This is a genomic window from Flagellimonas beolgyonensis (assembly GCF_003992615.1).
In the GTDB taxonomy this organism is placed as follows: domain Bacteria; phylum Bacteroidota; class Bacteroidia; order Flavobacteriales; family Flavobacteriaceae; genus Flagellimonas; species Flagellimonas beolgyonensis.
Genome location: NZ_RZMY01000017.1, coordinates 118,470 through 129,984 on the forward strand (window position 1 = coordinate 118,470; position 11,515 = coordinate 129,984).

General features: G+C 41.3%; 9 protein-coding genes. 2 read left to right on the forward strand and 7 right to left on the reverse strand.

Features of this window, described 5'->3' with window-relative positions:
- Nucleotides 1–53: 53 nt before the first annotated feature.
- From mnmG to EO131_RS13805, 3 genes are read right to left on the reverse strand one after another with little or no spacing between them, the layout of a single operon-like run.
- On the reverse strand, nucleotides 54–1,922 hold the full coding sequence (mnmG, locus tag EO131_RS13795) for a tRNA uridine-5-carboxymethylaminomethyl(34) synthesis enzyme MnmG (RefSeq protein ID WP_127023354.1): 1,869 nt from the start codon (nucleotides 1,920–1,922) through the stop codon (nucleotides 54–56).
- Between the two features lie 2 nt (nucleotides 1,923–1,924).
- On the reverse strand, nucleotides 1,925–2,344 hold the full coding sequence (gene ybeY, locus EO131_RS13800; protein ID WP_127023357.1) for an rRNA maturation RNase YbeY: 420 nt from the start codon (nucleotides 2,342–2,344) through the stop codon (nucleotides 1,925–1,927).
- Nucleotides 2,337–5,561 (reverse strand): coiled-coil domain-containing protein, encoded by a 3,225-nt coding sequence (locus EO131_RS13805; RefSeq protein ID WP_241243857.1) that lies wholly within the window; start codon nucleotides 5,559–5,561, stop codon nucleotides 2,337–2,339. Before EO131_RS13805 ends, ybeY begins: the two co-directional genes overlap by 8 nt.
- A gap of 322 nt (nucleotides 5,562–5,883) precedes the next feature.
- Between EO131_RS13805 and gltX the strand changes: the two genes are divergently transcribed.
- Nucleotides 5,884–7,386, forward strand: coding sequence for a glutamate--tRNA ligase (gene gltX, locus EO131_RS13810; protein ID WP_127023363.1), 1,503 nt, complete (start codon nucleotides 5,884–5,886; stop codon nucleotides 7,384–7,386).
- Between the two features lie 87 nt (nucleotides 7,387–7,473).
- Nucleotides 7,474–8,400, forward strand: coding sequence for an SPFH domain-containing protein (locus tag EO131_RS13815; protein ID WP_127023366.1), 927 nt, complete (start codon nucleotides 7,474–7,476; stop codon nucleotides 8,398–8,400).
- Between the two features lie 66 nt (nucleotides 8,401–8,466).
- On the opposite strand, the gene EO131_RS13820 is transcribed toward EO131_RS13815, so the two are convergent.
- From EO131_RS13820 to EO131_RS13835, 4 genes are all read right to left on the reverse strand, one after another.
- Nucleotides 8,467–8,685, reverse strand: a complete 219-nt coding sequence (locus EO131_RS13820) for a DUF6327 family protein (protein WP_241243858.1) — start codon at nucleotides 8,683–8,685, stop codon at nucleotides 8,467–8,469.
- A complete protein-coding gene (locus EO131_RS13825) occupies nucleotides 8,682–9,029 on the reverse strand; it encodes a hypothetical protein (RefSeq protein WP_127023369.1) in 348 nt (115 codons plus the stop codon). Before EO131_RS13825 ends, EO131_RS13820 begins: the two co-directional genes overlap by 4 nt.
- Nucleotides 9,030–9,032: 3 nt before the next feature.
- Entirely contained in the window at nucleotides 9,033–9,362 is a 330-nt protein-coding gene (locus EO131_RS13830; RefSeq protein ID WP_127023372.1) for a YtxH domain-containing protein, read from the reverse strand.
- 308 nt (nucleotides 9,363–9,670) lie between these two features.
- On the reverse strand, nucleotides 9,671–11,356 hold the full coding sequence (locus EO131_RS13835) for a glutamine--tRNA ligase/YqeY domain fusion protein (RefSeq protein WP_127023375.1): 1,686 nt from the start codon (nucleotides 11,354–11,356) through the stop codon (nucleotides 9,671–9,673).
- Between the last annotated feature and the right edge of the window lie 159 nt (nucleotides 11,357–11,515).

Consider the following 11,515-nt stretch of genomic DNA (forward strand, 5'->3'; position numbering starts at 1 on the left):
TAGTTAAAAATGTCTCGGTATAATTTGTGTTCCACGTGGAACACTAATGAAGTTTATCTACCCAAATACACCAAAAGCACACTAATATCCGAAGGGGAAACACCACTGATGCGAGAAGCCTGTGAGATGGTTACGGGCTGAATTGTTTTCAATTTTTCCCTGGCTTCATAGGAAAGGGATTTTAACTTACTGTAGTCGAAATTGTCGGGGATTCGCACGTTTTCCAAACGATGCAGTTTGTCCGCATTGCTTTTTTCCTTTTCGATATACCCTGAATATTTGACCTGAATCTCGGCCTGCTCCAACACTTCGGAATCCAAATTTTGTTCTGAAACAAACTCCGAAACCGATTCCAATTGCAGCATATGGTCCATGGTTACCTTTGGCCTGGAAAACACTTTGAACAACTTATCGGATTGCCGTACCGTGGCAGAATCCACAGATTCCAAAATGGGATTTATTTCCGCGGGATCAAAGCTCGTCTTCTTGAAAAACTCCACAAAGTTTTCCGATTTGGCCATCTTCTCCTCCATTCTTTCCAACCGTTCTTTCCTTGCCAATCCAATTTCATAACCTTTGGGCGTAAGTCGTAAGTCTGCATTGTCTTGTCGCAACAGTGTACGATATTCTGCCCTGGAAGTAAACATTCGATAAGGTTCCTCGGTTCCTTTGGTGATCAAATCATCAATCAAAACTCCGATATACGCTTCATCTCTTTGTAGCACGAACGGGTCCTTTTCGTTGATCTTTAAATGGGCATTTATACCTGCCATCAATCCTTGAGAGGCGGCTTCTTCGTAGCCCGTGGTTCCATTAATCTGACCTGCAAAATATAAGTTGTTGAGCAACTTCGTCTCCAACGTGTGTTTTAATTGGGTTGGCGGAAAGTAATCGTACTCGATGGCATAACCCGGTCTAAAGAACTTGACGTGCTCAAAACCTTTAACGGATTTTAATGCCTTGTACTGCACGTCTTCCGGCAATGATGTGGAGAAACCATTCACATAAACTTCCACCGTATGCCATCCTTCGGGCTCTACGAAAATTTGGTGGGAATCTTTATCTGCAAAGCGATTGATTTTATCCTCGATGGATGGGCAATATCTAGGTCCTATGCTTTGAATTCTACCATTGAACATTGGGGAGCGATCAAAACCTTCACGAAGTAAATCGTGAACCAAAGCACTGGTATGCGTCATGTGACAATCCCGCTGTGTATTCAAAATGGGCGTATTCAAATACGAAAACTTTTCGGGATTTGCATCCCCAGGCTGGGGTATCATTTTTGAATAATCCAAAGAACGTCCGTCCACTCTAGGAGGCGTTCCTGTTTTCATTCGACCACTGTCAAAACCAAAGTCTACCAACTGCTCCGTAATTCCTGTTGCGGCCTTTTCACCTGCCCTACCTCCTCCAAATTGCTTTTCACCAATGTGGATTAAACCGTTTAAGAAAGTGCCGTTTGTTAGCACAACTGCTTTGGACCGAATCTCTATTCCTAAACTTGTTCTAACACCTACAACCTTATCACCTTCCACCAACAATCCAGAAACCATTTCTTGATAGAAATCTGCATTGGGCGTATTCTCCAAAGCCATCCGCCATTCTTCTGCAAACCGCATACGGTCATTCTGTGCTCGAGGACTCCACATGGCAGGGCCCTTGCTTTTATTTAGCATTTTAAACTGTATGGCAGACTTGTCAGTAATGATTCCACTATAGCCGCCAAGCGCATCTATTTCACGCACAATTTGACCTTTGGCAATTCCGCCCATAGCCGGATTGCAGGACATCTGTCCAATGGTTTGAAGATTCATCGTCACCAAAAGCGTACGCGAACCCATATTGGCCGCAGCAGCTGTTGCCTCCGCTCCAGCGTGTCCGCCACCCACTACTATAACATCATATTCCTTCTCAAACATAACTATGGTTCCACGTGGAACAATTGCATTTTTTCTTCTTCCTTTTGACGCATTATTGCGGACTCCCTTTCTGTTTTGTCTCCATAGCCCATCAAGTGTAGAAGACCATGGCTCATGACCCGTAACAATTCATTACTAAACTCAACAGCAAAACTTTCTGCATTATCAGCAACCCTATCTGTGGATATAAAAATGTCGCCAGAAATTTGTTTGCCTTTTGTATAATCGAAAGTAATAATGTCGGTAAGTGTATCGTGATTCAGATATTCCAAATTAAGTCCCAACAAGTAATCGTCGGAACAAAAAATATAATCAATGTGTCCCAAGACAAATCCTTCAGAAGAAATAATCCTATTTATCCAATCGACAAAATTGGTTTTATCCCCTATTACAAAATCTGACTTAAAATGAAAATCAATCATTATTGAAATACGACTTTACCTTTCTTTCGAAATTTTGGCGCAAAGGTAAAACTTGTCTGTTTAATATTTCAATATCAGATGAATGATCTTTTAGAAGCTCTGGTTTGGTTATAATAGGATTTGTAAAATTACGCTCCGATGAATTACTTTCCCTTTCCTTACGTTCTCCCTGTTCCATAGCAGCGTTTTCCAATTTCATCAATTGGTGTTGAATAGTATTTGCTTTACTAATTGTTCGATTGGTGATTCCGTTTTCCAGCAAATCATTTTCAAAATCTTCCATTTGTTGGATCAATTTTTTAGTTAAATCCTTATCGGAATTTTGAATCATGTTTTCTAGCTGTTGCTCCAACTGTTGGCGCAAGAACTGTTGTTCTTTGTAAATTTCATACACCTCATTCAACCCCATTTCCTCACCACCGTTGCCATTTCCATTGGTACGGCCAGAATTGCCTTGTTCTCCATGATTGCCTTCCTTATTCTTTCCTGAAGCATTGCCGTCTTTAGACTCCTTGCCACTTTGTTTTCCTTCTCCTTCCTTCCCCTCCTGTGGATTCTTACCATCCTTACCGGAACCTTGCATTTGCTCCTGTATGCTTTGTTGCCCTTTTATGATATCAGGCAACTGAAAATCGGATCCTTGGCCATTGCCTTGACCGGGTTGCATATTCTGCTGCAGATTATCCAAAATGTTTGCCAGAAAATCCGCCAATGCATTCGTTGCATTGATTACATATTGCTGATAAGAAGCTCCTTGATAAATTTGATTATCGGCTATACTCTCCAAGGACTTGTCTATGTTGTAATACACTTCCGCAATCTGTTCATTTACAAATTCTGATATCTCCGCTTTGCGAAGTGATAGGGCAAACAAACTATCATCCACATGTTCAAACAAACGTCTGAGGTTTTGTTGATCTTTAACCGTTCTTGAAAACTGGGAAACATCTACATCCGCAGTTTGCACCTTATCAAATAGGGATTCCTGCTTAAATGAAAATGTAACCAGATTATCCAGAATCTGCCGTAACATTTCTGCGTCTTCACTATCGGAATTCCCCCCATTAGACGAGCCTTGTTTAAGCGCATCACTCATCTCCTGCATCTTTTGAGCTGCCGATTTTTGCTTTTTGGATATGGCGTCCTCCTTTTTATTTTGTGGTTGGTTCGAGTCCGCTTGCTCTTGTCCTTGTTGCTTATTGATTTCTTCCAAAGCACCTTCTTGATCCTGTTTTACAGATTCGGTTTTCCTGTTATCCAGATCAAAATCCATTGGCTTTTGTAAATTGGAATTGTCTTTGAGCAACTCATTAATCTCTTGCTCCAATTCCTTAAAATCTTCGTTAAGCTTTCGTTGTTCCTTATCCGAAAAATCATCCCCCAATTTTAACTCTGAAAGAATGTCCTGCCTTTTGGCCTGCTTTTCTAATTCCAACCCAATTTGGTTGGCCTTTTCGGTAACGTAATACCTTTTCGTAAGTTCCAGAATCTGTTCTAGATTTCTTGTATCCTTACCTTGGTTCTTGGCCATTTCCTCCAATCTACGCTGCAGTTCTTCTTTATCTATTTTCTCAGCTATCTTTTCGAGCTCCTTAAGCAGTTCGGCATTCTTCTTAGCTTCCAATTCCTGACGTTCCAGTCGTTCCTGAAGCATTTTCTTCATCTCACTATCGGCATCATCCTTGGCCAAACTTTTATTAAGATCCTCACTGAACTTTTTCATCAAGGCCTCCTGCTGTTGCTGCTTTGCTATAAAATCGCGTATCTGTGATTTATCCTCAAATGAAATGGAGCGCTCCTCTTTCTGACGGGTATTGATGGCATCCAAGGTTTCCTTCTGCTCCTTTAATTTATCCAAGGTTTGGTCCATTCTGGACAAAGTAGTGTTTTGAAACTCCAACTCCTTGTTTTTCAATTCATTATCGCTATAAACCGAGGCGTCGAATACCTTGCTCTTGGTTATCTTTCCACCTCTAACACCATCATTATCAACCACTTCGAAATACAATTTGTATCGCTTACCCTCTTCTAAATGTAACCCACTAGGAAAACTGTAATAAAACTGATGGACATTCGTATTGGGTGACTCCAAAAATAATTTCTGCAGGGCATTTTTATCATCGGACGGATAACACACCAACCTGAGTTTCGCTACGCCGTGATCATCTGAAACCACACCAGTATAATAGGACTGATTTGGATTAATTGAATCCATAAATTGTTCTACCTGAATTGTTGGGCTGGCATCTTTAACCACATCTATGTGATACCCCAATCTTTCAAACTCTTGAACATACTCGTTTGATGTGCTTATTTCATACGGAAAATTAGACAAGACCTGCTTTGAAAAATGGAATAATCCTTCGCTTCCTTGAATGTTTTGTATGGTATCGGATGTAGTTAACTGCAAGGCATCTATAAACTTTCCTTTAATCTGCCATGTTACTTTTGTGCCCTCAGGAACAACAGCATTTCCGCTACCAACAATGGTTTCAGGGCTTTGTTTTAGATAATCAGGATAAACCAGTTTCATGCTAAACTCATCCAACCTGGGTGTTTGAAAAGAACGAACCGTATACGACCTCGATGTCCATTGATCCGATTGTAAATAAAACACACTTTCAGCATCTGAAGGAGACAACGTATAGGTAAACTCTTCCCCGCTAGGCATCATTACCAAGGTTTCCCCATTGTAAACCAAACTTACCCGTTCGGGCCTAACCTCCCCGGTTGTGGTTACGCGCAACGTTAATGGTTCATTATCCAGAACATCCAGAGATTCATTCAAAACTTTAAAACTGAATGGGGCCGGCCTTTCAAATGCCATTTGATAATGTACTACCCGATTGTGTGAGTTAAAGAAGGATACCAAGTCCCCGGTAATCCAAATAAAACCAATAATAAGTGCGGGAATCAATAGATACTTCGCATACCGATAACTTTCCTTGACTTGAACTGCTTCAGTAAAAGGCACCGGACCCAAGGTCTTAGCACGTTGTTCTATACTCGCCAGCAACAAATCGGACTTCTGATCACTTTCAGATAACTCCAATAGATTGAGCAACCTATCGTCAACTTCAGGAAAATGTTTGCCCACCAATTTTGATGCTGCCCGATTATCAATTCCCTTTCGAACACGAAACAAATACAATAAAGGGACAACAATAAACCGATAGAGCAAAAAAGTTTCAATACCGATGAATACAAGAAAAAGCATCAGTCGCCATCCCTGATTGAGCCACAAAACATACTCAAAGGATAAAATAAACAACCAGAACAATAGGCCCAAACTCAAAAAAAGGAATACCCCTTTAATCAGTTGCTTGGTATAAAACTTTCTGATAAAGGCTTCCAATTTGCCTAAAATGTGCTGATAATTATTCAATAGGGACGTTATTTCTTACCAAAATACCTGATCCTTAGGAAATCAATGGAAAATATTTTGTTAAACCTTAGAGCCGATCGACCAAAGGTGATACAATAAATCCTTTTTCAAATCCTATCCCCCTATGTATCTTTGCAGCACAATATAAGATACCATGAGTGAAAAAGTACGGGTGCGTTTTGCCCCCAGTCCCACCGGACCGCTACATATTGGTGGTTTGCGCACCGCTTTGTTCAATTATTTGTTTGCCAAAAAACATGGAGGTGATTTTCTGCTTCGTATTGAAGATACCGATCAAAACAGGTATGTGCCGGGAGCAGAGGACTATATCATCAACGCTTTAAACTGGTGTGGTATCCCTTTTGACGAAGGACCAGGAAAAGAAGGTTCGGTTGGACCATACCGGCAAAGTGAGCGTAAAGCCTTGTATAGAGACTACGCGTTGAAGCTCATCAACAAAGGATGGGCCTATTACGCTTTTGATTCCGCTGAAACGCTGGAGCACCATAGAAAAGAGCACGAAGCCGAGGGAAAAACCTTCATATACAACTGGCACAATCGATTAAAATTGACCAATTCCCTTTCGCTGTCAGAAGATGAGGTTTCAGCTCGTTTAAAGGCCGGTGAAGATTATGTGATTCGATTTAAATCTCCAAAGGATGAAACCTTAGTGTTAAACGACATTATACGCGGTGAGATTAAAATAGACACCAATATTTTGGATGACAAAGTGTTGTTCAAAAGCGACGGTATGCCAACATACCACTTGGCCAATATTGTTGACGACCATTTAATGCAGATCACCCATGTGATTCGTGGTGAGGAATGGTTGCCCTCTTTAGCTCTTCATCAACTATTGTACACTGCCTTTGATTGGCAAGCACCCCAATTTGCACACTTGCCCTTGATCATGAAACCAGTGGGCAAGGGTAAACTGAGCAAACGTGACGGAGAAAAGGGAGGATTTCCTGTTTTCCCATTGTCGTGGAATGAATCCGTGGGGTATAAAGAAGCAGGCTTTTTTCCAGAAGCTGTTGTGAATTTCTTGGCTTTATTGGGATGGAATCCAGGTACGGAACAAGAAATTTTTACACTGGAAGAATTAATCCATTCCTTTAGTTTGGAACGTGTTAACAAGTCTGGTGCACGATTTGACCCAGATAAAAACAATTGGTATAATCAGCAGTGGTTACAACGAAAATCCGATGGTGAACTAGCCCGATCTTTTCAGCAACTATTGAAAGAAAAAGGTGTTACTTGTGAAGCTTCCCGTATAGAAAAAGTGGTGGGGTTGATCAAGGAACGAGCCACTTTCGTTGCAGATTTTTGGGATTTGGGCAGCTACTTTTTTGTTACACCAACCAATTGGGACGATAAGTCTGTAAAAAAACAATGGAAGGAAGATACACCCAAAATATTGGAGAAGGTAGCCGCTCTATTGGAAAATCTTTCCGACTTCCAATCCGAAATTATAGAAACACAAGTCAAAGAATGGATTGCAGACCAAGAACTTTCCTTTGGCAAGGTGATGCCACCCTTACGTTTGGTTATTGTTGGCGAGATGAAAGGACCCCATTTGTCCGATATTTTGGAATTCATCGGAAAAGAAGAATCCGTAAAACGCATTCACAACGCGATTGCCGCCCTTCCCAATTGATGGATGTGTAACAAAACTTGATGGATGCCTACTTATAGTGTACGAGAGTTTCGTAAATTCCATTTCTAACATAAAAATATAAACACTATGGGCAATTATTATCTATTTCTAGGCGGATTCTTTGCATTGGTCATTCTGTTCAAGTTTTTCTTTATCGTTAAACAACAGACCGCCGTAGTCATCGAGCGCTTTGGAAAATTCCAAAGTATCCGTAATTCCGGGCTTCAAATGAAAATTCCATTGATCGACCGCATTGCCGGAAGATTGAGTCTTAAAATCCAGCAATTGGATGTGATTGTAGAGACCAAGACCTTGGACGACGTATTTGTAAAACTCAAGGTTTCCGTTCAATACGTTGTTATTCGAGACAAGGTATATGAAGCCTTCTACAAATTGGAATACCCACACGATCAAATTACCTCCTATGTTTTTGATGTGGTACGTGCCGAAGTGCCAAAAATGAAATTGGACGATGTTTTCGTGAAAAAAGATGACATCGCCATTGCAGTAAAAGCAGAACTTCAGGATGCCATGTTGGAGTATGGGTACGATATTATTAAAACGCTGGTGACCGACATTGATCCCGATGCCCAGGTAAAAGCAGCCATGAACCGCATCAACGCATCCGAGCGTGAAAAAATTGCTGCCCAATTTGAAGGAGACGCTGCCCGTATCCTTATTGTGGAAAAAGCAAAGGCGGAAGCGGAAAGCAAGCGATTACAAGGACAGGGTATTGCCGATCAACGTCGCGAAATTGCACGTGGTTTGGAAGAATCCGTTGAAGTATTGAACAAGGTGGGCATCAATTCCCAAGAAGCTTCCGCCTTGATTGTGGTTACCCAGCACTACGATACGTTACAAGCCATTGGAGAAGAAACCAACACCAATCTTATTTTGTTGCCCAACTCCCCACAGGCTGGCAGTGACATGCTGAACAATATGGTGGCTTCCTTTACCGCAAGCAATCAAATTGGTGAGGCAATGAAACAACAAAACAAAAAGAAGGAGCAATAGATTAACGCTCACAAATAAAAAAAGGCTCCTAATTGGGAGCCTTTTTCTTTTGGTACTGGTTTAGGGTCAGTTAAGCTTTTGCAGTACTTTTTTTGCAACCAAGGAAATTGCAATTTTTTGAATTAACGGGGCCAGTTCACCCAATAAATTGGAGGGATACATTTCCTGTTTTACGTGTTCGACAGAAAGTTTCAGCTTTTCCTCATCAATTTGTCGTTGTAGCTTCAAGATGTGGAGATCTTGATCTATCGCTTCAAAAGTGTCGTATTTCGTATGTTTCATCATTCTTCAAAATAAAATTCAGAAAATCTTCTCAGTAGGGGACGCTCAAGTTTCTTTCTAATCAAGAAGAGTACAATACCAAACAGTACATAAATTAAGCCGACCATAAGAAATCCCTTCGTTATGCTTTCAAAATAACTTCCCATCCAAAATGCAAGACTCATGGAAAGAAACAACAGGGCAAGAATCACCATGGACCCCACCAAAACAGTCTTGGCGGCCATGGTAATGCCTTTCATCATCGACTTAAAACTTTTCAAGCGATAAAAGTCAATGCTGTGCTTCACATAAGATTTGGTACTCTGCTCGGCTTCTAAAAATTGCTCTTTGATCTCCTCAAATGCCATAGCCTACTTTTGAAGTTGGGCGTTCTTTTCCCTCAAATCTTCCAATTTCTTTTCTAGGGCCACGATAATGTCGTCTGCTTTGTAACTCATGGTGGAGAGGGTGTCTTCCAATTTTTCCTCGAACTCCACTTTTTTGGCTTCGGCCGATTTGGAGAACTCATCCTTGGCGTGGGTAATACTGTTTGCAAGATCATCCTTGGCCTTGATTGCGCTCTTCTTTATTTTCTTTCTCGTCTTTTTCCCTTTATCAGGCGCATACAAGATTCCAACTCCGGCACCTACTACAGCTCCGGTCAATAATGCGGTTAAAATGTTTCCAGTGTTATTTAACATGTTTTTTTGATTTTAAATTAAACTTCAGTGAAGAATCGATAAGCTTCCAAAAAACGTTCATCATTTCATCAAGCTCCATCCATTCAAGTGCAAGATACTTTCCGTTTATCGAGACATTTGATGCTATCGATATAAAGATTGACGCTTTCGCTGAAAAAATTCAATTACATGCCCTCTAACAGGGTTTTGGAGCCAAAAATGAAGAAATGGATGGCCCAAACTAAAAATGACGCCAAACGGCGCCATTTAAAGTCAATTTTCATTGCGGTTTTCTATGTTGTTGCTCTCAATAATAAGGTTTGCTTATATTAATCCTTTTGTTCCAATTTGGCCCAAGTATCCCTTAAGGTAACCGTCCTGTTGAAAACCATATGGTCTTCTGTTGAATCCTTATCCACATTAAAATAGCCCATTCGCTGAAACTGGAATTGGTCGCCAACTTTTGCCTCTTTTAAACTGGGTTCCAAATATCCTGTGAGCTTTTCCAAAGAGTCCGGATTCACGAAATCCATAAAATCACGATCCTTATGGGCATCGGGTGTTGGGTCATTGAACAAACGATCGTACAATCGAACTTCCGCTGTTACTGCATGGGGTATGGAAACCCAATGCAAGGTGCCTTTTACCTTTCTGAGACTTTCTTCGGTACCGGAGCCACTCTTACTTTTTGGATCATAGGTGCACTGCACTTCTATTACGTTACCATTAGCATCTTTGGTACAGCTTTCAGCCTTAATGATATAACCATTCTTCAAGCGAACCTCACCATCCAATTTCAACCGGAAGAACTTTCGATTCGCTTCTTCCCTAAAATCTTCTTGTTCTATATACAGCTCCTTGGAAAAAGGTACTTTTCGAAAACCTGCACCTTCATCTTCGGGATTGTTCTCAGCATCCAACCATTCTTCCTTACCCTCTTCATAATTGGTGATCACTAACTTTAACGGATTAAGAACCGCCATCACCCGAGGTGCAATCTTATTCAAATGTTCCCTTACATGAAATTCCAACAAGGACACGTCAACCACATTCTCGCGCTTGGCAATACCAATGGTATCCGCAAAATTCCGAATGGATTCAGGCGTAAAGCCCCTTCTGCGCATTCCAGAAATGGTGGGCATCCGCGGATCGTCCCAACCAGCTACAACTCCGCTGGCGACCAATTGCAACAATTTTCGCTTACTCACCACGGTATGACTGAGGTTTCTGCGGGCAAACTCGCGCTGTTTGGGTCGCAACTTATTTTTAGATACCAATTGGTCCAAAAACCAATCATAAAGTTCCCTGTGCGGCAAAAACTCCAGTGTACATAAGGAATGGGAAATTTGTTCAATGTAATCACTTTCTCCGTGGGTCCAGTCGTACATCGGATAAATACACCAATCGGTATTTGTTCTGTGATGGGCTTTGTGCAAAATCCGGTACATCACGGGATCGCGCATCAGCATATTGGAAGACGCCATATCAATTTTGGCCCGCAACACATGCTCACCCTCCTTGAATTCCCCATTTTTCATGCCATCGAACAAACGGAGGTTTTCCTCAACCGACCGATCTCGGAACGGACTTGCTTTACCGGGTTCCGTAGGGGTACCCTTTTGATTTGCGATATCCTCTGAAGATTGGCTGTCCACATAGGCCTTTCCCTCTTTGATCAACTGAACGGCCCAATCATACAATTGTTGGAAATAATCGGAGGCATAACATTCAGTGTCCCACTTAAAACCCAACCAAGAAACATCGGCTTTAATGGCCTCCACATACTCCTTTTCCTCTTTGGCGGGATTGGTATCATCGAACCGCAAATTAACCGGCGCATTGTATTTGAGTCCCAATCCGAAATTGAGACAAATTGAACTCGCATGTCCTACATGCAAATAGCCGTTTGGTTCGGGTGGAAATCGGAATCTCAAATCGTTTTTTGAGTAGCCACTTCGAAGATCTTCTTCAATGATATGCTCAATAAAATTCAGCGATTTTACATCTTCAGCCATATACAAATTTTGAAGCGCAAATGTAGCAAAATCAACAGTTCATCGCTATTATTTGTGCTTTAGTCTATACAAAGTAAGCGATTTCACAACACTTTTGGCACCGCCCACAACAATATCTTTCCGTTCGACGAAATTAACAACATATTTGTTATTGGAATA

Bases quoted from the DNA above. Each gene is read 5' to 3' on its own strand.
- mnmG (WP_127023354.1), bottom strand. From the start codon at position 1,922: ATGTTTGAGAAGGAATATGATGTTATAGTAGTGGGTGGCGGACACGCT.
- ybeY (WP_127023357.1), bottom strand. From the start codon at position 2,344: ATGATTGATTTTCATTTTAAGTCAGATTTTGTAATAGGGGATAAAACC.
- EO131_RS13805 (WP_241243857.1), bottom strand. From the start codon at position 5,561: ATGCTTTTTCTTGTATTCATCGGTATTGAAACTTTTTTGCTCTATCGG.
- gltX (WP_127023363.1), top strand. From the start codon at position 5,884: ATGAGTGAAAAAGTACGGGTGCGTTTTGCCCCCAGTCCCACCGGACCG.
- EO131_RS13815 (WP_127023366.1), top strand. From the start codon at position 7,474: ATGGGCAATTATTATCTATTTCTAGGCGGATTCTTTGCATTGGTCATT.
- EO131_RS13820 (WP_241243858.1), bottom strand. From the start codon at position 8,685: ATGATGAAACATACGAAATACGACACTTTTGAAGCGATAGATCAAGAT.
- EO131_RS13825 (WP_127023369.1), bottom strand. From the start codon at position 9,029: ATGGCATTTGAGGAGATCAAAGAGCAATTTTTAGAAGCCGAGCAGAGT.
- EO131_RS13830 (WP_127023372.1), bottom strand. From the start codon at position 9,362: ATGTTAAATAACACTGGAAACATTTTAACCGCATTATTGACCGGAGCT.
- EO131_RS13835 (WP_127023375.1), bottom strand. From the start codon at position 11,356: ATGGCTGAAGATGTAAAATCGCTGAATTTTATTGAGCATATCATTGAA.